Below are 25,918 nucleotides of genomic sequence, written 5' to 3' on the forward strand. Positions count from 1 at the left end.
ATTCCAGCCGTAGCCGGGACACTGTTCCTCCACCTTGGCCTTCACCGCTTCCAGGTCGTGGAACACGTCCCATTTGGCGGCGATCTGGGCCTGGCCGGTGAGCCGGAGCAGGTAGGAGGGATGGAAGGTGGCCAGGCAGGGGAGCCCTTCCCCTGTGGTGAACCACTGGCCCCGTTCCCGGGTGATCCGGGCTTCCGGTCCCTTGAAGTACCGGAGAGCCACACTGCCCAGGGCCAGGATCACTTTGGGCCGAAGGAGCCGGATCTCCTGTTCCAGCCAGATCCGGGCGCAGAAGGCTCCTTCTTCCACGGTGGGGGTCCGGTTCCCTTTGGGCCGGCATTTGATCACGTTGGTGGTGTAGACCCGGTCCCGGGTGATCCGGACGGACCAGAGGGCCTTGTCCAGCAGCTGGCCGCTGGGGCCGATGAGAGGACAGCCGTAGTCATCCTCCACTCCGCCCGGGCCTTCGCCCACGATCATGAGAGGGCTTTCCAGGCTGCCGAACCAGCCCACCGGGGCCTGGCAGTCCCGGCGGAGGGGGCAGGAGGCACAGTCCTCCAGCTGTTTTTTCAGTTCCTCAAAGGTAGTGGCAGGTTCCATGGATTTGAATGCTCCTTGTTGTATGGTTGTCAGTGGTCAATGGTCAACGGCCTGCTGCTCAGGCAGCAGACCCCTTCTCCTTCATCCTCTCCAGGAAGAACCCGGCCAAAAAGCCGGTGAACAGGCCGGTGGGGATGCCGATGGCGATCAGCACCGGCAGGTAGGAGAACAGGGCCGGGGTCCGCATAATGGCCACGGCCACCAGAATCTGGCCGCAGTTGTGGAGGAAGGCTCCCAGGAGTCCCACTCCCACTGTGGAGAACCACTGGTGCTTCCGGGCCAGGGCCATGCCTCCAAAGCTCAGGGCGGCACCTCCCAGGCCGATCAGGAACCCGGGGGTCAGAAGGCCGGTGAACAAAAGACCGGTAAGGAGGATCCGGCAGGTCAGGAACAGGGCGGTCTTCCCCGGTCCGTACAGGTACAGCACGATGATGGTCACCGTATTGGCCAGGCCCAGATGGGCCCCGGGGAGGGGCAGCAGCCAGGCCAGGCTGGTTTCCGCCAGACGGAGGGCGATGGCCGCGGCCAGCAGTACTCCCAGCTGGGTGATTTCGTGGATGGACAGTTTATCGGAGGATGGCATCATGATCATTTTCCTTTGCAGCAGTGGTCAGGGTCAGCAGGACTTTTTCCGGTACGCAGGCGATGGTCTGGCCGGACCGGGTGATCTTGCCCTGGCGGACGCAGACCTGGTCCGGGCAGGGAGAGGACACCACCTGGCCCCCTTCCCGGTCGTAGGCCACCACCAGTTCCCCATGGTCCACCGGAATGATCAGTTTGGTTTCCGAGGTGACTTTTTTCAGTTCGATCCGCTGGATCACCTGCTGGTCCTTCCGGACCACCAGGACCTTGTCCCGGTCGGCGGTCCGGGAATGGAACAGGAACCAGCTTCCCAGGGCCAGCACCGCCAGCACCAGGATCAGCCAAAAATCATTCTTGCGCATAGGGTCTCCTCACTTTTCCGGGGTATAGATGTCTTTCAGACCGGAAGACAGGTAGGTGTTCCCGTCCAGGTCCACATAGAGCATTTCCAGATTGGGATTGTTCTCCACCAGGGCCATGGCCTGGTCTTCCGGCAGTACGAACAGCAGGGTGGAATAGTAGTCCGCCCAGAAGGCCGACCGGGTGACCACGGTAACGGACCGGGCATGCCAGGCAGGCCAGCCGGTTCGGGGATCCAGAATATGGTGGTACCGTTTTCCGTCCACCTCATAATACCGCTGGTAGTCCCCGCTGGTGGCAATGGCTGTACCATCCTTCACCGCCAGGGTCCCGATGATCTTTTGGGGATTCCGGGAATCCTGGACCCCGATCTTCCAGGGGCTGCCGTCTTCCTTGGTGCCCAGCACCTTGATGTTGCCGCCGGCGTTGATGAGAGCGGTCTTCACCCTTTTGTCCCGGCTCAACAGGTCCGCGGCCTGTTCCACTGCGTAGCCTTTGGCCACCGCTCCCAGATCCAGCTGGGTGCCGGGAGCCAGGGTCACCGTATTGGCGGCTGTGTCTACAGTATACTTCTCAGGGCCGGTTTTGGCCAGAGCCTGGGCGATTTCTCCCTCACTGGGGACGGTCTTGGTTTCCTTGTGGGCATTCCACACCTGGATCACCGGACCCAGGGTCAGATCCAGATCCCGGTTCCCCATGGGCCGGACCTGGCTCAGGATGTCCATGAGATAGGGGGAGGCCTTGTGGGGGCCCTGGCCGGCACTCTGGTTCACGGCGTACAGGTCTTCCGGCCCCTGTTGCGTATAGGGGTCCGTCTGGTTGGCAATGGTCTGGAACAGATGGAAGGCGTCATTGGTGGCTGCCTTCAGACCGTCGGTGTTGTTCCCGGTGGTGGTGATGGTGACGATGGTGTCCATCATGAACCGGGTGTCTTCCTGTTTTTCGGTTTGAAAAAAGCAGCCTGCACAAGTCAGGCTGCTGAAAACCAGAAGCGATGCTAACAGTTTTTTCATGAAGGCTCCCTGCATTATTCCTGCTTTTGGGCCTGGGCGGAAGGGCACTGAGCGGCCATGGCGCAGCAGGCACAGCCGGTGGGTTCGGCCTTCTTGGGGGCCTCCGGATCGCCTTCTACCGGTACGATGTCAACCAGGCACTTCCGCGGACATTTCTGTACGCAGATGCCGCAGCCATCGCACTTGGTGTAGTCAATGACCGGGATGCTGCCGTTGGGCGTATCTTCCAGGGTAATGCATTTCTGTGGGCAGTTCCGTACGCACATGCCGCAGCTGATGCAGGACACCTTGCAGTCGGTCATGGCGGCTTTGCCTTTTTCCCGGTTGTTGCACTGTACCAGGACTTTTTCGTTGGCCGGGATCATTTCGATCAGCAGCTGAGGGCAGGCCTTGGAGCAGGCACCGCAGCTGACGCATTTGTTGTAGTCGAATTCAGGCAGGCCGTTTTTCCCGATTTTCAGGGCGCCGAAGTTGCAGGCGTCCACACAGGCACCGTCCCCGAAGCAGCCGAAGTTGCACTGGCCGGGGCCGCCGGCGTTGGCAGCCTTCACATAGCAGTTCTTGATGCCTTCCCGGTTGGCCACAGGGGTCCGGTTGGCGGTGCAGCCGTTGCAGTGGAGACGGGGGATGCTGCGGACGGCGTTTTCGTCATCGTTGGATTCCACCCCCATGATGGCGGCAATGGCTTTTTTGTTTTCCGCGCTGCAGACCACGCATTTGGTGGCGTCTTTTTCCTGACCGGAAACAATGGCGTCAGCCATGGCCCCGCAGCCGGCAAACCCGCACCCGCCGCAGTTGGCGCCGGGCAGCAGGTTGGTGATCTCCCCGATCCGGGGATCTTCTTCAACGGCAAATTTCTTGCTGGCCGTAGCCAGTACCAGGCCGAATACGCCGCCCAGCACTGCGACCAGAATCACAGCAGTTGTAATCATAATTTTCAGCTCCTAACTCAATGGATGCCGCTCATCCCCATCATGGAAATGGACATGCAGCTGGCGGTGATCAAGGCAATGGGAAGGTTCTGGAGGCATTTGGGCAGAGCCTTTTCGTCCAGACGTTCACGGATGCAGGAGAACAGCAGGATGGCCATGGTGTAACCGATGGACGTACCGATGGAGTTCACACAGGAATCCAGGAAGCTGTAGTTGCTTTCCACGTTGATCAGCGCAATCCCCAGGATGGCGCAGTTGGTGGTGATCAGAGGCAGGTAGATACCCATGGCCTTGTGCAGGGAGGGCATGGCCTTTTTCATAAACATTTCAACCAGCTGTACCAGGGTGGCGATGGCCAGGATGAAGACCAGGGTCTTCAGGTATTCCAGGTGGTAGGGCACCAGGAGCAGATGATAGCAGGCGTAGGACAGCATGGTGGACAGCAGCATAACGAAGGATACGGCGGCGCTCATGCCCACGGAGTTCTTGAAGTTCTTGGAAACCCCCAGGAAGGAGCACATTCCCAGGAACCGGGACAAAATGATGTTGGAAACGAAAATGGAGCTGAAGAGAATGCCGAAAGTACTATGCATTGTGAGCACCTCTTTCTTTGAAGTAGTTGACTGTGGCGAATACAAAGCCCATGGTCAGGAAGGCTCCGGCCGGCAGGATGAAAATCAGTACCGGCTGATAAGCAGCAGGGAGAACGGCGTGGTCCAGCAGTTTGCCGGAACCGATCAGTTCCCGGAAGAAGGCGATGCAGCTCAGAGCGAAGGTGAAGCCGATGCCCATGCCGATGGCGTCCAGGGCGGATTCGATCACGCCGTGGTCGCAGGCGAAGGCTTCTGCACGGCCCAGAACGATACAGTTAACCACGATCAGAGGAACGAATACGCCCAGGGCTGCGTACAGCGCCGGTACGAAAGCGTTCATCAGCATTTCCAGCACAGTTACCACGGAAGCGATAACCACGATGTAGCAGGGAATATGGATCTGGTCCGGAATCAGTTTCCGGATGGCAGCGATGATCATGTTGGTGAAAACCAGCACGAAGGTAAAGGCACAGCCCATACCGATGGCGTTGGTCATGGAAGTACTGGTGGCCAGCGACGGACATACACCCAGCAGCTGGACGAACAGTGGGTTTTCCTTGATGATACCTTTGGTCAATTCATGCAGCATCTCGATCAGTCCTTTCCATTGGCATGATTCTTCATGTAGTCTTCCCGGGCGGCATTGACGCCGGTGACCACAGCTCTGGAAGTGATGGTTGCCGCAGTGATGGCCTTGATTTCATTGGGCTTGCCAGGTTCCTGTTTGGTGACCGCCAGTGCATCCTTCAGGGGTTTGCCCTTGAACTGGGCCTGCCAGGCAGGTTCCGTGCTCTTGGCGCCCAGGCCAGGGGTTTCACTGTGGTTCATGACTTTGATCCCGGTGATTTTGTCCCCATCTTTGGAGATGCCCACCATCAGGGTCACTTTTCCGCCGTACCCGCTGGGGGTCACGGTGTAGATGTAGCCGTTGGGCTTGCCGTTCTTGGAGGACTGCTGTACATCAGTGATCAGTCCGCCGGGAGCCGGCAGCTTTTTCAGATTGCCCAGATCGGGCAGCACCACCTTGTAGGCGGCCCGGGTATCGGCTTCATGTTTCTTGGCAATGGTATCCTTGGTCCCTTCATGGGCGGCGGCCACAAGACCTACGCTGACGCCGCAGATGATTGCCAGGATGCCGGTATATTTCACAAAGAGGTTGCTCATTTTTTCTGACCTCCTCCGAAGGATACGTTCCGAACGAACCGGTCAATCATGGGAGTGACCATGTTCATCATCAGGATGGAATAGCACACGCCTTCCGTGTAGCTGCCCCGCAGACGGATCAGGGAAGTCAGGACGCCCAGACCGATGGCATAGATGATCTTGCCTTTTTTGGTGATGGGGGAGGTGACCCAGTCAGTGGCCATGAAGAAAGCACCGATCATCAGGCCGCCGGCGAACAGATGGTACAGAGGGAAAGTGGAGGGATAACCCATCACAGCCCCATAGATCCCGGTGATCACAACCACCGTGCCCAGATAGAAGGCAGGGATCCGCCAGTCGATGAGCTTTTTCCAGATCAGGTACAGGCCGCCCAGGACCAGTGCAGGGACGCAGGTTTCACCCAGGGAGCCGCCCACGTTGCCGATGAACAGGTCGGACAGGGAAGGCAGCTGGGAGGCGGCGGCACCGCCGGCCTGCCATACTTTTTCCGTCATCCGCATTACGGCCAGCGGAGTGGCGGCAGTGGTGGCGTCAGCCCCGGCGTTGGCAGCTGTTACGGCAGCCGCTTTGGTGGCGGGGATGACCCAGGTGGTCATCTGCTGGGGGAAAGAAGCCAGCAGGATGGCACGGCCGATATGGGCCGGGTTGAAGATGTTCTTGCCCAAGCCGCCGAAAATGGCTTTGCCGATCACAACAGCGAACATGCCCCCCAGGACAGCCATGTAGCTGGGCAGGGAAGCAGGCAGGCACAGGGCCAGCAGGAGACCGGTCAGAGCAGCAGAGCCGTCTTTGATGGTGTCCTTCTTCACGCCCATAACCTTGTTGGCCAGTTTTTCAAAAATAATGGCAGAAAGCACGCAGCATACGATCACCCGGACCGCATCCACGCGGAAATAATAGACAGAAGCCAGGACAGCCGGTACCAGTGCCAGGATGACTTCCCGCATGGACTTGCTGATGGTGAGCCCACAGTGCATGTGGGGAGACGAGGAAACGAGAACCAGCGGTTTCGGTTCTTTAATAGGTTCCATAATCAATATCCAGTCCTTTCGCGAAATTATTTGTCGAATTTATAGAAGGGGTTGTGACCGCCGTCACCTTTCCCTCTGATAAATTGCTTGCCCATCCGGATGTACTGCACCAGAGGAATGTGGGCAGGGCATACGAAAGCACAGGATCCGCATTCGATGCAGGCATGGCAGAAGAACCGTTCCGCATCATCCCAGTTCTGTTTCTTCACAGCCTGGACGATTTCCGTGGGTTCCAGCTTCATGGGGCAGGCATCCACGCAGCGGGCGCAGTGCACGCAGGGATCCGGTTCATGATATTGGGCAAAAGGAGAGTTGGAATTGAAGATCAGGAGACCGCTGGAACCCTTGGTGATGGGGTAGTCCAGGGAGTTGACGGCAAAGCCCATCATCATCCCGCCGGAAATGATCTTTCCGGGAGCCCCTTCCAGACCGCCGGCGGCTTTTTCCACAGCGTCGCTGTAGAGGGTCCCCAGACGGACGATATAGTTCCCCGGTTTCTTTACGCCGTCACCGCTGATGGTTACGACTCTTTCGTACAGGGGGATGTTGTTCTTGACGGCCCGGCAGGCTGCCACCGCAGTGCCCACGTTGTCCACGATCACCCCTACATCCGCAGGCAGACCCCGGTCAGGGACCGTACGGCCGGTAGCGGCATAGATCAGGTGTTTTTCAGAACCCTGAGGGTACTTTTCCTTGCAGACGCAGACTTCGATGTTGGCTTCCCCGGCCACTTTCTTCTGCATCAGTTCGATGGCGTCAGGCTTGTTGTCTTCGATGCCGATGACGCCTTTGGCAGCGCCGGAGGCCAGCATGAAGTACTTCAGGCCCTGGATGATTTCGTCGGCGTATTCCAGCAGGGTACGGTGGTCAGCCGTGACGAAGGGTTCGCATTCGATCCCGTTCAGCAGGATCGTGTCGATGGGGCAGTGGCCTTCCTTGGGAGGAGCATACTTCACTGCCGTAGGGAAGGTGGCGCCGCCCATGCCGGCGATCCCTTTTTCCCGCAGGACCTGACGGATCAGATCCGGGGTGATTTCTTCCTCGCTGCGGGGTTTGATATCCTCGCACAGGGTGTCCTGGCCATCATTTTTGATGACCACGCACTGGGAAATCATGCCGTTGGGCATATACCGATTCTCCAGTTTCATGACCATGCCGCTGACGCTGGCATGGATGTTGGTGCTGACGAAACCGCCTGCTTCACCAATCACCTGTCCGATCGTGACCTTATCCCCTGGTTTTACCACCGGCTTGGCCGGAGCACCAATGTGCTGGGAAAGCGGAATGTACACCACGTCCGGAGCCGGGCATCTTTCGATGGCCACTTTGTCGGTCAAGGACTTGCTGGGGGGTACTTCTACACCGCCCATGAAACTTGCTTCTTGTGCAGACATTCAGTTCACCTCTAACCTTTCATGTGTCAACTTCAAGTAAAAATTATATATTGTTAAATCGCAAAAAACAAGGGGTGAAAGAGGCCTGTCAAGAGAAGATGAAAAAAATTACGCAAAATTTTTCTTCTCAAAAAGTTTACAAAAACTCATGCAGAAAATTGTAAAATAGTTTATAATAATGAGCGTGGCAGGTGGATTTTTGTACAGCTGAAAGAATTGAAAAAATCTTGTGAAAACACTGTCTATATAGCCATATATATTTTAGGAAGCGATTTTTTAAAACTCTGGAGGAAATACCCATGTTTGGACTTTATTTCGATGATTATGATACGCCGGTGTTCCGTCCCCCCAGCGAAGCCAACAGCTTCATCCTGCGGGTGACCCGGGGCTGCGCCCACAACACCTGCACCTTCTGTGCCATGTACAAGGACGTGCAGTTCACTGTATGCCCGGACGAGGAGATCTCCCGGCAGATCGCCCTGGCGGCCCAGTATGCCCGGAACCAGGTGAAGCGGATCTTCCTGGCGGACGGGGATGCCCTGGTGCTCCCTACGGAAAAGCTGCTGAAGATCCTGGAAGTGCTCTACCGGACCTTCCCCAACCTCCAGCGGGTCACGTCCTACGCCGGTCCCCGGGACATCCTGCGGAAAAGCGATGAGGACATGATCCGGCTCCAGGAAGCGGGCCTGAAGATGCTGTATTTCGGCCTGGAAACCGGGGACACGGAGCTGCTGGCCCGGATCAAAAAAGGGGTTACCGGGGAAGAAGCCGTTGCTGCCGGCCAGAAAGTGGTCCGCTGCGGCATGAAGCTGTCCATGATGGTAATCGCCGGTCTGGGAGGCAAAGACGGCAGCGAACGCCATGCTGTGGAAACCGGCAAAGCCGTCACTGCCATCCAGCCCAACATGCTCAGCGTGCTGACCCTGCGGCTGTACAAGGGAACGGAGATGCTCCGGCAGTTCGAAGCCGGGGAATTCGAACTGCTGTCTCCGGCGGGACTGGCCCGGGAAGTCCATACCATGCTGGAACATGTGGAGATCCGGCCCGGGAACCACACCCTGTTCCGGAGCAACCACATTTCCAACTACGTGCCCCTGGCCGGAACCCTGCCCCAGGACCGGGACCGGCTGCTCCGGGAGCTGGAAGTTTCCATGGAGAAACTTTCAAAATTGACGGATTGGGAAGTTTATACTAATATGGAGTATTGAGAGTGTATCATTTCTGATATTCTGAAGGGATTTTTCCGGTTACAAGAAAAGAGGCACCACTATGAAACTGCATAAGCTCGTTACAGCGCTGGTCCTGGCTGTACTGGCTCTGCCCCTTTCGGCAGGTGCGGCTGCCCATCGGGCGGCTCCTCTGAAGGTGGGGGACAAAGGCTGGAAAGTCAAAACGGTGCAGATCAAACTGAACGCCATCGGCATGAAGACCCCCCAGACGGGGAAATACACCCGGGAACTGGAAACCCAGGTCCGGAACTTCCAGAAGGAACACAAACTGCCGGCCACCGGGAAAGTGGACGACACCACCTATTTTCGGATTCAGGAGGCCGCCTTTGAAAAAGAGGGGATCCACGGGGTGAAGGGAGAGGATGTGGTCCGGACCGCCTCCCGGTACAAGGGGGTTCCCTACAGCTTCGGAGGGACCACTCCACGGGCTTTTGACTGCTCCGGCTATGTCCAGTACGTGTTCCGGCAGCACAAGGCCCAGCTGCCCCGGACGGCGGACCTGCAGTTCGAGAAGGGCCTCTTTGTGACCCAGCGGCAGCTGAAGCCCGGGGACCTGGTGTTCTTCTCCACCTACGAGCCCGGGGCATCCCATGTGGGGATCTATGCCGGGAACGGGTTGTTCTGGAATGCCACCTCCTCCCGGGGGGTACGGCTGTGCAGTCTGTCCGACGATTACTGGAAATCCAGATATTACGGTGCAAAACGGGTCCTGGTCCCGGTGCACAAATCATATCGCTAAAGCGAATCAGGGGGTAAATCGATGATTAGGGAACGACGCAATAAGGAAAAACTGACCAGCTACTACAACAAATTCGTGGAGGAGGGCATTATAGACCCCAACGTCCATCCGTGGGTAGCGGAGTCCTGGCGCCGGTGCGAAGCACGGAAACTGAACCATGAGACCATGCCGTCCAACGGGGTGCGCCTGTCGCCCCAGGAGCTGGAAAAGGCCCTGGAAGTCCATGAGGATGTGGTGAAGTATGTGGACGGGCTCTTTGAACAGAACAAACAGTATTTCAATTCTCACAACCTGAGCATGCTGCTGGTGGATGAGGACGGGTATGTACTGAAGAACTATGCCCTGCCCTTTTTCCAGCGGAGCATCGAGGATATCCAGGGCATGCGGGTCCTGGAGGAGGATGTGGGTACTTCCAGCATCTGTGTGGCCCGGAGCCACAATGTGCCCTTCCTGATGTTCGGCCCGGAAATGTGGATCCGGGAAAGCCATTCCGGGGATGCCTGCTCGGCTCCCATCGATGTGGCCGGCCAGGGCCGGTACATCCTGTCCCTGTTCTCCCTGGACCAGAACGATCTGCCCTATGACATCCTGCTGAGCCTGCTCATGACCATGAAATATTCCGTGGAGAACTTCCTGACCATGCTGGCCTACTGGAAGGTCTGCGGCCTGATCTCCGAAGAGATCCCCGCCTCCGTCTACTGGGTGAACCCGGACGGAACCCTGCGGTATGCCAACAGCAATGGCCGGAAGCGGATGGAAGGGAAGGACCGGCTGGATGAAGTGTTCCTGAACTATGAGCACATCCCCATCCAGAAAGGGCTGTCCGGGAAGAGCACCATCCGGAAGGAAATCACCTGGATCACCCAGGACCGGACCTATGAAGATGTGACCAGCGTACTGCCGGTGAAGACCGGGGGGAAGGTGGACAGTGTGGTGATCATCACCATGGCCATTGAAGACCTGAAGACCACCATCGCCCATGCCACCGGGTACAGCTCCCGGTACAGTCTGTACAGCATGGTGGGGAATTCCAGCGAGTTCCTGGCCCTCCAGCACAAGGCCGCCCGGGTGGCCCGGGGGGACAACAACCTGCTGCTCCAGGGGGAACCGGGTACCGGCAAACAGCGCCTGGCCCACGGGATCCATCAGGCCAGCCCCAGAGCGGCGGCACCGCTCATTACCGTACGGGGCCATGACGGGTCCGAAGCGGAACTGGAAGCGGAATTCTTCGGCAGCGACGACGGAGCCGGCCATGTAACCGCCGGGGCCCTGGAACTGGCCAACGGAGGCACCCTGTTCCTGGACGAAATTGAAAAATTCCCCACCAAACTGGAAGATGCCCTGGCGGACGCCCTGAAGAACGGGGTCCTGAACTGGGAAACCGGCACCCGCCGGAAATACAATGTGCGGGTGATCGCCGCCTGCGATTCCAACCTGAAACGGCTGACCGACAAGGGACTGTTTTCCCGGAACCTGTATGAGCAGGTGATCGGGACGGTGATCCGGGTACCGCCTCTGCGGGAGCGGGTGGAAGACGTGGAAGTGATCGCCAACCACATCCTGACGGAAATGGCCGCCCGGCACAACATGCCTGGCAAGACCCTGTCCAAGGAAGCCCTCCAACTGCTGAACAGCTGCCAGTGGCCCGGGAACATCAAACAGCTCCAGGGGGTCATCGAACAAGCCTTCTTCCACACCTCCGGAAGCGTCATCGAAGCCTCCCACATCAAACTGCCGGGAGAACACCGGATTGAAAAATCCTGGAAGCACGACAAGGATGCCTTTGTGGCCGCCTGGAAAGCCGCCGGGGGCAATATCAGCAAACTGGCCCTGATGCTGGACGTAAGCCGGGTGACCCTGTACCGGTACCTGAAGAAATTCAACCTGGGACCGGAAGAGAAGAAGAATCGGGGAAAGAAAGAGAAATAAAAAAGGTGGTGTTGCACAGTATGTGCAGCACCACCCTCTTGTTCAGACAATAAGGAGAAAAACAGATGCGTTTACGTAAGAAACCCTGGATCCCTCAGGCTCTGGAAGATTTCCGGGGAAAGGAACTGCTGGAAGACCAGCTGGAACAATACAAGGGGAACTGGTCCCAGGCGGTGCTGGGGGGACGGCCGGTGCAGCTGGAAATCGGCTGCGGCAAAGGCCAGTTCCTCACGGCCATGAGCGGACTCCATCCGGAAATCGGCTACCTGGGCATCGAGACCCAGCGGGAAGTGTGCTATTATGCGGTGAAGAAGCTCCGGGAGGGGGAAATCCCCAACGCCCGGATCGTCCATGCAGACGCTGCCCATCTCCTGGACTGGTTCGCTCCCGGGGAAGTGGACCAGATTTACCTGAATTTCAGCGATCCCTGGCCCAAAGCCCGGCACGCCAAACGGCGGCTCACCTACCGGACCTTCCTGGCCCAGTACAGGGAAATCCTGAAGCCGGGGGGTCATCTCCGGTTCAAGACCGACAATGATGATTTATTTGCCTTTTCTGTAGAGGAGTTCAAAGAATTCGGACTGGAAATCGTGGCACTTACCACGGACCTCCATCATACGGATATCCTCAACGAAGCCCAGACGGAATATGAGCAGAAGTTCAGCGCCCGGGGCAAGAACATCAACTTCTGCGAAGTGGCCTTTTAAGGGATCTGAGGCGGACCATGGGAAAGCGGTTTTTGATTTGGAGCAATCCCCGGGATGCCCTGGTGCATCTCACCTATTTCCTGATGCTCCTGGGGGGTGTGAATATATTCAGCGCCAGTTTCGTGGCGGCCGGGGACATGTTCGGCAACGGCTACCACTATCTGATCCGGTATTTCATCTACGGGGCCGTAGGGCTTGTGCTGATGCACTGGATCGGACGGAAATGGGACTACCACAAGGTCTTCCGGTATAATCAGATTTTCTGCGCCGGCTGCACGGCCCTTCTCATCGCCGTGGATATTTTCGGCAAGGGCATCAAAGGTGCCCAGCGCTGGCTGATCATCGGGCCTTTTTCTTTCCAGCCGTCGGAATTCGTGAAACTGGCGGTGATCCTCCTGGGGGCCGACTGCCTGGGCCGGCTGATGGAACAGGGCATACCGCCCCGCCTCCACAAAAAGGAAACCTGCAAGGCCTTCCTGGAGGCGGCCTTCATGTCCTTCCTGGTGCTGATCCAGCCGGATATGGGGACGGCGGCCATCATCCTGACATTGATGATCGTGCTGTATCTCCTGGCCGGTCTGCCCTGGAAGGATTTCAGCATCCTGCTGGGAGGCCTTCTGGGCGGGGCTGTGGCGGCGGTGATCCAGGCTCCCTACCGGATGAACCGGGTGCGGATCTGGCTGACTCCGGAACTGGATCCTCAGGGAAACGGGTACCAGGCAGTCCAGGCCAAAATGGCCATTGGCAGCGGGGGCCTGTTCTTCGGAGAATCCGCCGGTATGGGGACCAGCAAGTTCTTTTACCTGCCGGAAGCCCATACGGACTTTGCCTTTGCCGTTTTCTGTCAGGAATGGGGCTTTGTGGGAGCCTTGTTCCTGATCCTGGTGTTCCTGCTCATGGGCCTGTCTCTTTACCGGATCGGCCAGAACACCCAGGACCGGCGGGGATTCCTGCTGGTCAGCGGAGTGAACTTCCTGGTGGTGGGCCAGGCCATTGCCAACATGGCCATGGTCTGCGGCATCCTGCCGGTCATCGGGGTGCCCCTGTCCTTCATCAGTTACGGGGGCACTTCCCTGATCATCACCCTGGTGGGAATCGGCCTGGTGCTGTCAGTGTACCGGATGGAAACGGAAGGAAAAAGGCAGCCGGCGCCTGCTGCCGGTAAGCCGGTCTCCCGGCCGGTCCGGAAGGAAACAGGGAGGTGGTCCCGGTGAAGCGGCCGTCCTTTTTCAGCCCAAAAAAGAAAAACACACCGCAGGCTCCCAGGGAACCGGTGCTGAAGCTGGATCCCACCCATCAGGCTGTCCTTCACGAAGGGAAGCTCCGGGCGGTGATCCTGGGGAAAGTCCTGGGGGTAGCGGTGCTGGCAATCATCCTGCGGCTGTTCTGGCTCCAGGTGATCCAGGGCAGCACCCTGGCCCAGGAGGCCAACGACCAGATCACCGGGGAACATACGGAAATCGCTCCCCGGGGCAGCATCGTGGACCGGAACGGGGAGGAACTGGCGGTCAGCGTGGTGAGCAAGTCTCTCTATGTGGATCCCCAGGAACTGGTGGACAATCCGGAACGGTGGCCGGCCGGGAAAATGCCCAGCCGGGATCCCAAACGGGTGGCCGCTGATGCCCTGGCTCCGGTGCTGGATCTGAAAGCGGACCAGCTGTATAAGGAATTCTGCGAGCCGGACCGGCGGTTCATCTGGGTGAAGCGGACCCTGGATCCCCATGAGGCGGACCAGGTGGAAGCCATCCTGAAGGATCAGAAACTCAGCGGCTTCCACTTCAAGGAAGAAAGCAAACGGTTCTATACGAAAAACGACCTGGCCGCTCAGGTGCTGGGCTTTGTAGGCACCGACGACCAGGGCCTGGAAGGCATGGAAGCCTCCATGGATGAAGAACTGAAGGGCCGGAAACAGAAAAAACGGAGCTTCTTCGATGCCAAGGGGAAACTGGTGGGCCGCAGCGCCCTGAACCAGGTCCAGGTCCGGCGGATGAACACGGTCCAGCTGACCATCGATGCCCGGATGCAGTTCATCCTGGAAAAGAGCCTGGATGAGGCCATCAAAAAGACCCATGCAGCCAGTGCCGCCGCCATCCTCATGGACCCCAACACCGGGGAGATCCTGGGCATGGCCAGCCGGCCCACCTTCGATCCCAACCATTTCGGGAATGCTCCCAAAGGGGCCTACATGAACCGGGGAGTAGGGATCGTCTACGAACCAGGATCCGTGTTCAAACCCATTATGGGGTCGGCGGGGCTCATGGAAGGGGTCATCACCCCCAATACCCCCTTCAACGACCAGGGGTCCATTGACGTGGGAGGCCGGCGGATCCGGAACTGGGACGGGAAGGGCATGGGCCATGTGACCTTCACCGACGTGATCAAGTTCTCCCTGAACACCGGTATGGCCGACCTGGGCCTGAAGCTGGGCGGGGAACGGGAAACCCAATATGCCAAGGCCTTTGGCTTCGGCAGTGTCACCGGCAGCGATGTGCCCGGGGAAGAAGCGGGGATCCTGTACAATCCCAAGGATATGGTGCCTTCCGACGTGGCCACCATGGCCATCGGCCAGGGCATCGCGGTGACTCCTCTCCAGATGCTCCGGGCCATCTGCGCCATTGCCAACGGAGGGAACCTGGTGAAGCCCTATATCGTAAAGAAAGTCACCAGTCCTGACGGCCAGGTGCTGAAGGAAGGAAAGACGGAAGTGGTCCGGACGGTGATCACCCCGGAAGTGGCGGAAGAAATGCGGACCATGATGGAAAAAGTGGTTTCCGAAGGGGGCGGCAAGACCGCCCAGATCAAAGGGTACAAGATCGCCGGGAAAACCGGTACTGCTGAAAAACTGTCCCCCAAAGGGGGATACATCCCCGGGGTGTACATTGCCTCCTTTGTGGGCTTTGTGCCCAGCGATGCTCCCCGGTATGCCATGATCATCATGCTGGATTCCCCCAAAGGGGCTTTCTACGGTTCCCAGGTGTCCGCACCTATTTTCCGGGATACCCTCCAGCAGATCCTGGTGGCGGAAGGGGTCCAGCCCAGCAACTGGGACGGAATTCCCACGGTGGAATCCCTCCTGGCCAAAACCGCCAAGGAGGCGGCGCCTCTGGTGACCCTGGAAGCGGACGGGAACGGAGCGGTGAAGCTGTCTAACCTGGCCGGCCATTCCATCCGGGAAGTGGCCGGAGCCCTGGGCGGCGCCGGACTGTCCCTGATCCCGGTGGGCAGCGGCACCAGCTGGAAGCAGAACCCGGCACCGGGGACCGTCCTCCACAGCGGGGATACGGTGACCGTGTATTTTCGGTAAGGAAAGGATGGGAGTATGGAACAGATCATCATGGCCGGGAAACCGGTCGCAGAAGAAATCCGCCGGAAGCTCCGGGACCGGTTCGCCGGAAAGACCCTGACCCTGGCTACCTTCCTGGTGGGAAACAATGAAGCGGCCCATGTGTACAAACGGAGCCTGCTGAAAACCGCTGCCAGCCTGGGCATCCATACCCGGGATGTGGAACTTCCGGAAAATGCCACCCAGGAAGAGGCGGACCTGGCACTTCGGAACCTGAGCCTGGATCCCCAGGTGGACGGGATCCTGCCCCTGGTGCCCTTTCCCCGGCACATCAGCCGGATGCAGCTGATCAGCCAGCTGGACCCGGAAAAGGACATGGACTGCATCCATCCCATCAACGGGGGCAAGCTGTACCTGGGGATCACTCCCTGGGGCCCCTGTACTCCCCGGGCCTGCATGGCTCTCCTGGATTACTACAGGATCCCTCTGGAAGGCCAGAATGTGGCCATGGTGGGGTATGGAGAAGTGGTGGGCCGGCCCCTTACCCTGATGCTTATGGGCCGGTATGCCACTGTCACCGTCTGCCGTTCCCGCACAAAAAATCTGCCTGCCATTGTGCGGCAGGCAGATATGGTCATCAGCGCAGTGGGAAAACCCAACCTGATCACTGAAGACATGCTCCGGGAAGGAGCTGTGGTTGTGGATGTGGGCATCAATTCCCAGAACGGGAAACTGGTGGGGGATGTTCCGGAAGCCGCCAAACAGGCCAGGGCTTCCGCCTATACCCCGGTTCCCGGCGGAGTGGGAGTGGTCAGCAACCTGATGGTCATGGAGACCCTCACCCGCCGGCTGTGATCATTTCTGATCCTTGGCCGCCAGTTTGCCCAGGAATTTGGCCTTGTTCACCAGGAACCGTTCATGGGTGCCCTGGCCGATGGTGCCGTAGTTGTCGGACACGGTGATCTTGAAGGTCAGTTTCCGGCCATCCACGCCCACCAGCACCGCTTTGGCGGTTACGGTCTTGCCTACGGCGGTGGCGGCGTCATGGGACAGGTTCACCCCGATCCCCACGCTGGTGGTGTCTTCGTCCAGGCAGGGATTCACAATATTGCAGGCGGCCTTTTCCATCAGGGCCAGCATGGCCGGGGTGGCATAGACATCCAGGGAGCCGCTGCCCATGGCGGCGGCGGTGTTGGTGTGGAGGACGGTGTCCGTGGCTTCGCCTACGGCGCCGATACGGAATTCTTTCATGATATCCACTTCTCTCTTTTAGAATTTTGACAATTCAATCTTACTCGTTTTTCCCGGGAAAGGCAAGAAGTCAGTGCCGGTTCCTCAGGATGGAACCGGAAGGGAAGCGAGGGGAAGATACAAGACAGCCGGGAGGGCGTTATGAAAAAGATCATGATCCTTGGGTGCCTGCTGCTGAGCCTTTTGTTCAGCGGCTGCGCCAAAGGCCATATTACCATGGAAATCACCCGTCTGGGGGCGGCGGACCTGACCTGCAAACTGGTAACGGCACCGGTGCTGAAACCCACCGTGGATGCCTTTGAGGAGGATTTCCGAAAGGACGGATACGGAGTCCGGCCGGCCAAGGAAGGGCAGTATGAAGGGTTTGTAGCCACCAAACACTACAACCAGGTAAAGGACATCAAGGATTCCAAGGTGCTGAAGACCTTCGATATCCGGACCTGGGAACAGGCAGCCCAGGATGCTGCCGGGCCCCAGAACGGGGAAAAGGCCAAACCGGCCCAGGTGTCCCGGGAAAAGAAGGAGCCGGTGGTCCGGCTCCAGGGAGGGCTGCTGTTCGATACCATCAGCGTCCACACCGGGATCAACATGGCTCCCAAGGAAGAACTGAAGAACCGGGATGCCCAGGCGGTGCTCCAGAGCATCATGAAGCAGTTCGACCTGCGGTTCACCCTGGTGCTGCCTACGGCGGTGGATGATACCAACGCCACCCAGGTCAGCGACGACAGGAGAGTGCTCACCTGGAAGCTGCCTCTGGGCGAAGAGACAACCATGGATGCCACCGTCACCTACCTGAACCCGGTGAAAGCCGCCGGCTGGCTCATGGTGCTGCTGGTGGTGGGCGGCGTGGGGAACGCCTATTACCGGAAGCGGAAAAGGATGAAGGGGACTGGAGCGTGAGCCCCAGTTTGTCAGCGGGTCTGTTGCCCATGCAACAGACCCCTTTTTAACTATTACGAAAACAATTAATTTATGTTACAATAAAATTGAAAAAAGACCAACTCATCCGAAATGGAGGGAAGACGTATGGCTGAATTTCTGAAATTGACCAAACTGACCATCTATGTAGGGGAGGACTTCTTCTACAAGGACAAACCTTTTTACAAGGCCATCTTCGACATTGCCGGAAAATACAAAATCGCCGGCTGCACGGTGATGCGGGGGACCCAGGGCTATGGGAGCCGGGTGCGGGGGAAGGAACGGAGACTGTTCATCAGTGTTTCCGAAGCCATCAACCTGCCGGTGATCATTACCATGATTGACAAAAAGGAACAGATTGAACTGCTGTATCCGTTCCTGGAGGAAAACCTGCGCCATGGGGTGGCTACAGTGGAAGAAATCGATATGCTGGCCACCAACTTCGTGAAGGAAGAGTACCAGAAAAAGATTGCCAACCGGGACAACCCGGCCATGCAGAAGTAAAAAAGGGGGCTGTTGTACATGCAACAGCCCCCTGCTATTGGAGGAATGAATATGGAAAAAGTCATTATCGAAAGTTTCACCCTGGACCATACCAAGGTCAAGGCTCCTTATGTGCGGCTGATTTCCCAGGAGACCGGGGAACATGGGGACATTGTCTCCAACTATGACATCCGGCTGTGCCAGCCCAACCAGCAGGAAATCCCCACCGGGGGAATGCACACCCTGGAACATCTCCTGGCCCTTTACCTGCGGCCCCGGATCAAGGGCTATCTGGACTGTTCTCCCTTTGGCTGCCGCACCGGGTTCCATCTCCTGTGCTGGGGGGTCCATGATCCCAAAGACGTGGCCAAAGCCCTGAAGGAAGCCCTGGAACTGGTGGTGAAGACCACCTGGGACCAGGTGCCCGGAACGAAAGAAAAGGAATGCGGGAACTACAAGGATCATTCCCTGTTCTGTGCCCAGGAATGGGCCAAGGAGATCCTGGCCAAAGGGATCAGCAGTGATCCCTATGAACGGAAGATCGTTTAGCCGCGGCTCGCGACCGGGGGGTGTGAGTTTTTCCACACCCTTTTTTTGTTGTCGGTACACAACTGGTTTTATGGATGTCCGGCGGCTTTTGGTTACTGCCGGAGTGTTTCTCCGGCTGTTTTTTTCCACAGTGCAACAAATGCGGATGCGGCTTTGGTAAGATATCGCTTTTTGTTTGTTAGCAGATAGAATGTCCGGCGCAGGCTTGGGTGATCAATCTTATAGATGTGCATTGCCTTGGGCTTTCGATGCCTGAGCATCTGTTCTCCCACAAAGGCAGCACCAATTCCTGCACAGGCCAACTGAAGGGAGGTTTCCTGCTGTTCTGCCTGCAGAACGATATGGGGCTGGCGATGGGCATCTGCATAGGCATTCCTGACACAGGCCTGGAGATTGGAAGGCGCCGCCAGAAGGATGATGGGAAGCTGGAACAAGGCATCTGAAAGGGGAATGGATTTTGGCTCTGACCAAGGCGGACCCTCTAAATCCAGTTCCCATGGCAGCCAGTCCGGCTGATTATAGGCGTCTGGAACGGCGAGATAAATTTGATCCTGGAAGAGAGGGACTTTTTTTAAATCTGGAATATCTATCGTGCCTGCATTGCAGCAGAAGTCGATTTTTCCTTTCGCAAGATCGGTGAGGTTTTTACTGGGCTCCTGTTCTTTCAGCTGGATGTCGATCTTGGGATATCTTTGGATGAACTGTGCTATGACAGGGGGGAGGATACAGGAATTGATGTATTGGGTGCCTCCAATCCGTACGGTCCCAGTTTCCAATCGTTCGATGTCACGGATTTCGGCTTGCAGGTCGGTTTCAATCGACATCATTTTTTCGATACTTTTGATATAGAGTTTGCCTACAGGAGTCAAAGTGACGGATTTGCCCTCCCGATAAAAAAGCGGCATATGCAAATGATCCTCTACTTTTTTTATAGCCATACTGAGGGTAGGCTGGGTAACGTAGAGCTTTTCGGCAGCCTTGGTAAAACTGCCTAGTTTATAAGCGGCATAAATATATTTGTAATAGTTTTCCATGTTCTCTGCTTTCTTCATCAAAAAAATTGATGAAAATATAAAATACATCAATTAGATTTTAACATTATCTGAATATATAATCAACATAACGAAACTTTCCGATTGGCCAGCGGGAGAAAAGTAAAGGAGAGCGAGGAGAAAGTTATGGAGCAAAGTACGATTGCTATCGTCATCTTAGTGATGACCATGTTGCTGGTTATGAATGATCGGATTCCCTTGGCGGTGACTTCCATGCTGGCTGCATTGGCGATGTCGCTGACTGGGATCCAGCCTTTAGGAAAGGCATATGCTTATTTTGGGAATACCACGATTGTTTTTTGTGGGGCGACGATGATCATATGCAATGGGTTGTTTGAAACAGGTGCAATCCAAAAGGTCAGTGATTTGCTGTTCCGGAAGATGGCCCAAAAAAGTGAGCGTGCGCTGGTTGCAGCGATTTCTCTTTTTACAGGGCTGATTACTGGTTTTACGACCAATTCCGCCATTGCCGCGACTATGGTGCCTGTTGCCCGGTCGATTGCCATGGAATCCCACGGCAAGGTCAAAGCCAAAAATCTGTTGATGCCTGTGGGGATGATGAGCACCATCGGATCGCCTCTGTCTCTGTCAGGAGCTGCCGCTGTTTCCATGGCTGGAGCTATGGTCAATGAAGCGGGAGGAAATCTGGGATTTTTTTCCATGGCACCGATTACACTGATCCTTTTGGCCGTCAGTACGCTCTACTTTGCTACGGCAGGATATTGGATCATGAAGAAAAGTTTTGATTTTGAAGATCCGGTGGTGGAACTCCCTGCTGTAAATATGAAGCAGGTCCCCAGATGGAAACCGATTTTGAACCTTGTAGTATTTTTCTTGATGATTGCAGGCTTCATTTCTGGGATCTGGAATGTCGCCATTGTTTCGCTGCTGTGTGTGGCTGTTCTCTGCCTGACCCACTGCATCTCGATGAAAGCGGCGATCCGTTCTTGTGACTGGAACGTGCTGATCGTCATGGCAGGAGTCACTTCGATGGCCAATGGGCTGGATGCCAGTGGTGCCGGGAAAGTCATTGCCCATGCGTTCTTGCAGTTGATGGGAGGCAGCGAGGCCAGTCTTCCCATGATGATGGTCGCAATGGGTCTGGTCGGCTGGTTCCTTTCCCAATTCATGAGCAACACTGCGGCCAATGCCATTGTCATCCCCATTGCACTTTCGCTGGGCATGGCAATGAATATCAATGTACTCTATTTTTGCGTCCCGGTCATCATTGGGACAGCCATTGCCATTACTACGCCTCTGGCATCTCCGACAACCGTAATCGTCATGCAGGGAGGGTTTCGCTTTAAAGATTTTGTCAAAGTGGGGATTCCGCTCAGCATCATATTACTGCTCATCATGTTTCTGCTTTCGCCTCTGTTTTTCCCCGCCTGAAAAAGAGAGAATCTGCTTGAAGGCTGGCAACAACAGAGGGGAAATCAAGAATCAATCATAAGGAGAAAAATATGGATATCAATGAGAAATATTTTGTAGGTTTTGAGCACCGGATCATCGATACCGGAGAAGTGAAAATCCATGCTTGGTGTGGAGGAACTGGGCATGAGGCTGTATTGTTGCTGCACGGGCACCCGGAAAGCCATCTGACTTGGTATGCTGTAGCCCCCCGTCTGGCGGAGAGATATCGTGTAGTCATACCGGATATGAGAGGTTATGGAGAAAGTAGCAAGCCACATGGATTGCCTGACCATTCTACGTATTCCAAGAGGGCGATGGCTAGGGATCAGGTATTTGTCATGGAAAAATTGGGGTATCAGAAATTCCATATTGCCGGACACGACCGTGGCGGGCGTGTATGTCACCGTATGATGCTGGACTATCCGGAGAAAATCAAATCCTGCCTATTGCTAGATATCATCCCTACCCTTGATGTTTATAACAGAACAGATCGGGAAATTGCCACGAAGTATTGGCACTGGTTCTTTTATATCCAGCCGGAGCCTTTTCCAGAAACTTTCTTGGGTGCAGAACCTGCCTATTTCATCCGCAGCAATATCCGCAAGAAAACCATTCCGGGAACCATTGGAAAGCAGCAATTTCCGGAAGATATCGTACGCGAATATATCCGGTATTATTCTGAACCGGCTACAGTCCATGCCATTGCCGAGGATTATCGGGCAAGTGCAACGATCGATTGGAATCTGGATATGGCAGATTTGGGACGTACCATCCAAACCCCCATCTGTTGTTTGTGGGGATCCAATGGAAATATCTGCAGGTATTGGGATGTATTGGGTATCTGGAAGAAGCTGGCCAATCATGTAACTGGTTATGGAATCCCAGGCTGTGGGCACTTTGTACCGGAAGAAAAACCGGAAACTGTCATCCAGGAACTAGAAAAAATGATTGAGGCCAACCGCTGAAAGGAGAACAGCTATTATGCATGCCATTGAGAAAATCTTTGCAAAGAATGCCGGTAAAAAGACGGTAGAAACCGGTGAAATCGTGATGGCCAAGGTGGATTTCGCGGAGATTAATGATCTGTATCTGCAGACGGTCTACTCTTTTTATGAGATGGGAGGGGAAAAGGTCTGGGACAATACCCGCTGCGCTTTTGTCTTCGACCATTATGCTCCCTGTCCCACCATCAAGAGTGCCCAGAATCATAAGGAAATGCGGGAATTTGCCCAGAAGAACAACCTGAAATACCATTTTGACACCAACTGCGGGGTCTGCCATCAGGTCATGCCGGAAGCCGGCCTGATTTATCCTGGGATGATTGTGGTGGCTACGGACAGCCATACGACAACCCATGGCGCCTTTGGTGCAGTGGGCACGGGCTGCGGAGCCACGGATATGGCCACCATCCTGATGACGGGGGAACTGTGGTTCCGGATTCCTGAAATCATCGAAGTGCGTCTGGAAGGAGAAGCCCCCAAGGGTGTATTCCCCAAAGACGTGATCCTGGCTGTGCTGGGAAAGATTCGAGCCGATGGAGCGGTGTACAAGGCCATCGATTTCACCGGCAGCTATGTGGAGAACCTGAATGTGGCAGGACGGATGACCATCTGCAACATGGCTGTGGAAATGGGAGCCAAGACGGCCTACATGCAGCCGAACCAGGCCGTGCTGGATTATGTAAAGGCACGTGCCGTCCGTCCCTTTGAAGTGCAGTACACCGACCCAGGGTATACCTATGCAGAAAGCTATACTTTCGACGTTTCCCAATTGGAACCGGAACTGTCCTGCCCCAGCAGTGTGGAAAATGTCCATCCTCTCTCCAGCGTAGTGGCCCAGGGGCCGGTGAAGCTGAATCAGGGCTATATCGGATCCTGTACGGGAGGACGGGAAGAAGACATTGCCATTGCCGCAAAGATCCTGAAAGGGAGACATATCCCGGAATATACCCGCCTGGTGGTGATCCCAGCTTCCAATGAAGTGATGGAGAAATGCCTGGAAAAAGGATATATCCAAGATCTGATCAAGGCTGGGGCGACCATTTCCACCCCTGGATGTGGGGCCTGCCTGGGAGCCCATGAAGGGGTGCTGACCGCCGGAGAGGTCTGCATCACCAGCACCAACCGGAATTTCCCGGGACGGATGGGATCCACGGAAGCCCTGATGTACCTGGCCAGCCCGGCTACGGTGGCAGCCAGCATGGTGACCGGATATATCACGGATCCCCGGAAGTATCTGTAAGGTGAAGGAGGAAGCAGAGATGGAAACAAAGGTAACGGGAAAAATCATCGTAGTGGGAGACAACATCGATACGGATCAGATCTATCCGGGGCGGTATCTGGATATCGTAGACCCCAAAGAAATCGGCAGCCACTGCCTGTGCGGAGTGGATGAAAACATCGCTGCCAGTTTTCCCAAGGGAGGCATGGTGGTGGCCGGCCGGAATTTTGGCTGTGGGTCTTCCCGGGAACATGCCCCCATTGCGCTTTTGAATATGGGTGCCAAAGCGGTACTGGCAGATTCTTTTGCCCGGATCTTTTTCCGGAATGCCATCAATCTGGGACTTCTGCCCATTATCTGCAAGGGATTGAAGGACAAGGTGAAAGATGGGATGACCCTGACCCTGGACCTGGAAAAGTATCAGGTGACGGTGCAGGAAACCGGGGAAACCTATCCCTGTGAGAAACTGGGACCCCAGGCCATGAAGATCCTGGAAGCCGGGGGCATCAAACCGCTCATGCGCAAGAAGATAAGGAATTAGCAGTGATCCCTTTGGTCGCGAGTCGTGAGTCGCGGGCTTGTTGGTGCAAGCCGAAAATCCCGTTTTGCAAATTCCAGTGGATTTTGCCTTATCATCCTATAGAAAAAGAACAAACGGCTTAAACGTCAAGGCTCGCGATCCGTGACTCGTGGCCCGTGACCGGGGGTGTGAATTTTTTCACCCCCCCTATTTTCACGCTCCCGGCAGCTGGACTTCTATGGTGGTCCCTTCATTCAGCCGGCTGGTGAGGCTGATGTTGCCCCGGTGCTGTTCCACGATGTGCTTCACGATGGAAAGCCCCAGGCCGCTGCCGCCGTTTTGCTTGCTCCGGCTGCCCTCCACCCGGTAGAACCGTTCGAATACCCGTTCCTGGACGTCTTCTGGGATGCCGATGCCGGTGTCCTTCACAGTAAGGATCACCTGGTCTTCCTCTTTTTTCATGGTTACGTACACATGGCCTCCCGGCCGGTTGTACTTCACTCCGTTGTCGATGAGATTCATGGCCATTTCCCGGAGCATGCTGCTGCTGCCCCGGACCTTGTCTTCCGTAAGCTGGCAGTGGATGGTCACCTGCTTGTCCTTGCAGAAGGGATCCATGAATTCCACCACCGACTGGATCAGCCCTCCCAGAGGAACGGCTTCCTGCATGGCCTCCGCCGGCATTTCCTCGATCCGGGACAGGAAGATGATGCTGTTGATCATTTCCAGCAGCCGGGCGGCTTCTTTCCGGATCAGCTGGCCAAAATGGGCAATGTCCTCTTTCTTCTGGTACATGCCGGCGGCCATCAGTTCCGCAAAGCCGCTGATGGAGGTAAGGGGGGTCTTCAGTTCATGGGTTACGTTGGCGGTAAAGTCCCTCCGCAGCTGTTCCCGTTCCCGGGCTTCCGTAATGTCCTGGATGATCAGCATACGGGTGGCCCGGCCCTGGGGAGGCTTCAGCAGCTGGAGATCCAGCTGGTACTGGCGGCTCCGGTATTTTACCGTCTGGCTCCAGGGCTGGCTGCTCCGGAGCCGGCCCTGGGGAATCCGGGCTTCCGGAGGCAGGAAGGGCATAAGGAATTTCCCCAGGAGCCGAGGCCGGCCGGCAGTGGGTTTCTCTTCCTGCTGGAGCAGCTGGAATCCCCAGGCATTGATCCACTGGATCCGCATCTGGTCGTCCAGGAGGATCACGCCCTCCTTCAGGCTGTCGGTGATCCGCTTCATGGTGTTCCGTTCCTGTTCCAGGTTCCGCAGACTCTGGTCCAGCTGTTTTCCCTGCCGGTCAATGGTGGCCAGGAAAGGGAGCAGCTCCGGATAGGAGGTGTGGAACAGCTGCCGTTCTTCTTCCGTGGTGTCTCCCTGGCCGACCTGGGACAGATACCGGGTGGCCTGGTCCAGGGGATCCAGGAGCCCCTGGGTGAGCCGGCGGACGGTGAACTGGCAGATCAGGATCAGGAGAAGCAGGGAAATGATCCACCAGGGCAGGAGCTCTTCCAGAGGCCGGAGCAGTTCCGTCTGGGTCCGGGCCACCCGGAGCACGGAGCCGTCGGACAGCCGCTGGGCCGCATAAAGGGTCACTTCCTGGAGGGTGGAGGAGTGCCGGGCATCGCTGCCCTGGCCTTCTCCCAGAGCCTGGGCGATTTCCGGCCGTTCCCGGTGGTTGGGCAGGCTGCCGGCTTCTTCATAGGAATCGTAGAGCACGGTGCCGTGGCTGTCCACCCAGGTGAACCGCAGGTCCGGGGACGCCTGGCTGGAGCGCTGGAGAAACACATAGGAATCGCTGTGGTGGTTCAGTTCCGTACTCATCACCTGGGACACCTGCTGAAGATCTGCCAGGGTCTGGCGCTTGGCGGTCTGCCAGGAGGCGAAGGCACATACCAGGGCGGTGATCAGGATACAGGCCAGTCCCACCAGGAACAGATGGAGATAGATCTGTTTTTTCATAGGCGGCGTGCT

At 56.6% G+C, this 25,918-nt stretch carries 27 protein-coding genes; 14 read left to right on the forward strand and 13 right to left on the reverse strand.

The genetic code is table 11. The features are described from left to right. The 10 genes from QVO43_RS07425 to rsxC form a co-directional block, all read right to left on the reverse strand. Positions 1 to 600: uracil-DNA glycosylase (locus QVO43_RS07425; RefSeq protein WP_288174723.1), on the reverse strand; the 600-nt coding region annotated here is incomplete at its 3' end. Between the two features lie 58 nt (positions 601 to 658). Then, positions 659 to 1,186, reverse strand: a complete 528-nt coding sequence (locus QVO43_RS07430; protein ID WP_022487900.1) for a Gx transporter family protein — start codon at positions 1,184 to 1,186, stop codon at positions 659 to 661. Continuing rightward, complete coding sequence (locus tag QVO43_RS07435) at positions 1,167 to 1,544, reverse strand: NusG domain II-containing protein (RefSeq protein WP_022487901.1); 378 nt, start codon at positions 1,542 to 1,544, stop codon at positions 1,167 to 1,169. The genes QVO43_RS07430 and QVO43_RS07435 overlap by 20 nt, the downstream gene beginning before the upstream one ends. Positions 1,545 to 1,553: 9 nt before the next feature. After that, positions 1,554 to 2,555 (reverse strand): FAD:protein FMN transferase, encoded by a 1,002-nt coding sequence (locus tag QVO43_RS07440; RefSeq protein ID WP_022487902.1) that lies wholly within the window; start codon positions 2,553 to 2,555, stop codon positions 1,554 to 1,556. Between the two features lie 14 nt (positions 2,556 to 2,569). Beyond that, complete coding sequence (locus QVO43_RS07445; protein ID WP_022487903.1) at positions 2,570 to 3,487, reverse strand: RnfABCDGE type electron transport complex subunit B; 918 nt, start codon at positions 3,485 to 3,487, stop codon at positions 2,570 to 2,572. A 17-nt stretch (positions 3,488 to 3,504) separates the two neighbouring features. Next, complete coding sequence (locus QVO43_RS07450; RefSeq protein ID WP_012937509.1) at positions 3,505 to 4,080, reverse strand: electron transport complex protein RnfA; 576 nt, start codon at positions 4,078 to 4,080, stop codon at positions 3,505 to 3,507. Further along, a complete protein-coding gene (locus QVO43_RS07455; RefSeq protein WP_022487904.1) occupies positions 4,073 to 4,669 on the reverse strand; it encodes an RnfABCDGE type electron transport complex subunit E in 597 nt (198 codons plus the stop codon). The genes QVO43_RS07450 and QVO43_RS07455 overlap by 8 nt, the downstream gene beginning before the upstream one ends. Positions 4,670 to 4,674: 5 nt before the next feature. Next, complete coding sequence (locus tag QVO43_RS07460; protein WP_022487905.1) at positions 4,675 to 5,244, reverse strand: RnfABCDGE type electron transport complex subunit G; 570 nt, start codon at positions 5,242 to 5,244, stop codon at positions 4,675 to 4,677. Beyond that, complete coding sequence (locus QVO43_RS07465) at positions 5,241 to 6,275, reverse strand: RnfABCDGE type electron transport complex subunit D (protein ID WP_022487906.1); 1,035 nt, start codon at positions 6,273 to 6,275, stop codon at positions 5,241 to 5,243. Before QVO43_RS07465 ends, QVO43_RS07460 begins: the two co-directional genes overlap by 4 nt. 26 nt (positions 6,276 to 6,301) lie before the next feature. Beyond that, positions 6,302 to 7,645, reverse strand: coding sequence for an electron transport complex subunit RsxC (gene rsxC, locus QVO43_RS07470; RefSeq protein ID WP_154488452.1), 1,344 nt, complete (start codon positions 7,643 to 7,645; stop codon positions 6,302 to 6,304). A 323-nt stretch (positions 7,646 to 7,968) separates the two neighbouring features. On the opposite strand from rsxC, the gene QVO43_RS07475 reads away from it, so the two are divergent. The 7 genes from QVO43_RS07475 to QVO43_RS07505 all read left to right on the forward strand — a co-directional run bounded on the left by QVO43_RS07475 (position 7,969) and on the right by QVO43_RS07505 (position 16,411). Next, complete coding sequence (locus tag QVO43_RS07475) at positions 7,969 to 8,877, forward strand: radical SAM protein (RefSeq protein ID WP_022487908.1); 909 nt, start codon at positions 7,969 to 7,971, stop codon at positions 8,875 to 8,877. 61 nt (positions 8,878 to 8,938) lie between these two features. Beyond that, positions 8,939 to 9,637, forward strand: coding sequence for a C40 family peptidase (locus tag QVO43_RS07480; protein ID WP_022487909.1), 699 nt, complete (start codon positions 8,939 to 8,941; stop codon positions 9,635 to 9,637). A gap of 21 nt (positions 9,638 to 9,658) precedes the next feature. Then, positions 9,659 to 11,566, forward strand: coding sequence for a sigma-54-dependent Fis family transcriptional regulator (locus QVO43_RS07485; RefSeq protein WP_022487910.1), 1,908 nt, complete (start codon positions 9,659 to 9,661; stop codon positions 11,564 to 11,566). Positions 11,567 to 11,631: 65 nt separating this feature from the next. Then, the gene (gene trmB, locus QVO43_RS07490) at positions 11,632 to 12,273 is read left to right on the forward strand and encodes a tRNA (guanosine(46)-N7)-methyltransferase TrmB (RefSeq protein WP_022487911.1); all 642 of its coding nucleotides are present in this window, start codon (positions 11,632 to 11,634) and stop codon (positions 12,271 to 12,273) included. Between the two features lie 17 nt (positions 12,274 to 12,290). Next, on the forward strand, positions 12,291 to 13,487 hold the full coding sequence (locus QVO43_RS07495) for an FtsW/RodA/SpoVE family cell cycle protein (protein ID WP_022487912.1): 1,197 nt from the start codon (positions 12,291 to 12,293) through the stop codon (positions 13,485 to 13,487). Positions 13,488 to 13,546: 59 nt separating this feature from the next. Then, a complete protein-coding gene (locus tag QVO43_RS07500; protein WP_288174726.1) occupies positions 13,547 to 15,577 on the forward strand; it encodes a penicillin-binding transpeptidase domain-containing protein in 2,031 nt (676 codons plus the stop codon). A 15-nt stretch (positions 15,578 to 15,592) separates the two neighbouring features. Next, the gene (locus QVO43_RS07505; RefSeq protein ID WP_022487914.1) at positions 15,593 to 16,411 is read left to right on the forward strand and encodes a bifunctional 5,10-methylenetetrahydrofolate dehydrogenase/5,10-methenyltetrahydrofolate cyclohydrolase; all 819 of its coding nucleotides are present in this window, start codon (positions 15,593 to 15,595) and stop codon (positions 16,409 to 16,411) included. On the opposite strand, the gene QVO43_RS07510 is transcribed toward QVO43_RS07505, so the two are convergent. Then, positions 16,412 to 16,807, reverse strand: coding sequence for a thioesterase family protein (locus QVO43_RS07510; protein ID WP_022487915.1), 396 nt, complete (start codon positions 16,805 to 16,807; stop codon positions 16,412 to 16,414). A gap of 141 nt (positions 16,808 to 16,948) precedes the next feature. Here QVO43_RS07510 and QVO43_RS07515 point away from each other — a divergent pair, with 141 nt between their 5' ends. From QVO43_RS07515 to QVO43_RS07525, 3 genes are all read left to right on the forward strand, one after another. After that, entirely contained in the window at positions 16,949 to 17,707 is a 759-nt protein-coding gene (locus tag QVO43_RS07515; RefSeq protein WP_022487916.1) for an LppM family (lipo)protein, read from the forward strand. Between the two features lie 126 nt (positions 17,708 to 17,833). Continuing rightward, the gene (locus QVO43_RS07520) at positions 17,834 to 18,229 is read left to right on the forward strand and encodes a DUF190 domain-containing protein (protein ID WP_022487917.1); all 396 of its coding nucleotides are present in this window, start codon (positions 17,834 to 17,836) and stop codon (positions 18,227 to 18,229) included. A 45-nt stretch (positions 18,230 to 18,274) separates the two neighbouring features. Further along, positions 18,275 to 18,757, forward strand: a complete 483-nt coding sequence (locus tag QVO43_RS07525; protein WP_369678685.1) for an S-ribosylhomocysteine lyase — start codon at positions 18,275 to 18,277, stop codon at positions 18,755 to 18,757. 92 nt (positions 18,758 to 18,849) lie between these two features. Here QVO43_RS07525 and QVO43_RS07530 read toward each other — a convergent pair whose 3' ends face one another. After that, on the reverse strand, positions 18,850 to 19,791 hold the full coding sequence (locus tag QVO43_RS07530) for a LysR family transcriptional regulator (RefSeq protein WP_288174730.1): 942 nt from the start codon (positions 19,789 to 19,791) through the stop codon (positions 18,850 to 18,852). Positions 19,792 to 19,935: 144 nt separating this feature from the next. On the opposite strand from QVO43_RS07530, the gene QVO43_RS07535 reads away from it, so the two are divergent. The 4 genes from QVO43_RS07535 (at position 19,936) to QVO43_RS07550 (ending at position 23,983) form a co-directional block, all read left to right on the forward strand. After that, entirely contained in the window at positions 19,936 to 21,201 is a 1,266-nt protein-coding gene (locus QVO43_RS07535; RefSeq protein WP_022487920.1) for an SLC13 family permease, read from the forward strand. Positions 21,202 to 21,272: 71 nt separating this feature from the next. Then, positions 21,273 to 22,187: an alpha/beta fold hydrolase gene (locus QVO43_RS07540; RefSeq protein ID WP_022487921.1), complete on the forward strand. Its 915-nt coding sequence runs from the start codon at positions 21,273 to 21,275 to the stop codon at positions 22,185 to 22,187. A 16-nt stretch (positions 22,188 to 22,203) separates the two neighbouring features. After that, the gene (locus QVO43_RS07545; RefSeq protein WP_022487922.1) at positions 22,204 to 23,463 is read left to right on the forward strand and encodes a 3-isopropylmalate dehydratase large subunit; all 1,260 of its coding nucleotides are present in this window, start codon (positions 22,204 to 22,206) and stop codon (positions 23,461 to 23,463) included. Between the two features lie 19 nt (positions 23,464 to 23,482). Beyond that, a complete protein-coding gene (locus QVO43_RS07550) occupies positions 23,483 to 23,983 on the forward strand; it encodes a LeuD/DmdB family oxidoreductase small subunit (protein ID WP_022487923.1) in 501 nt (166 codons plus the stop codon). 192 nt (positions 23,984 to 24,175) lie between these two features. Here the strand turns inward: QVO43_RS07550 and QVO43_RS07555 are convergent, their stop codons facing one another. Next, complete coding sequence (locus QVO43_RS07555) at positions 24,176 to 25,906, reverse strand: sensor histidine kinase (protein ID WP_022487924.1); 1,731 nt, start codon at positions 25,904 to 25,906, stop codon at positions 24,176 to 24,178. Positions 25,907 to 25,918: the final 12 nt, after the last annotated feature.

The organism is Acidaminococcus sp. CAG:542 (genome assembly GCF_000437815.1).
GTDB lineage: Bacteria > Bacillota > Negativicutes > Acidaminococcales > Acidaminococcaceae > Acidaminococcus.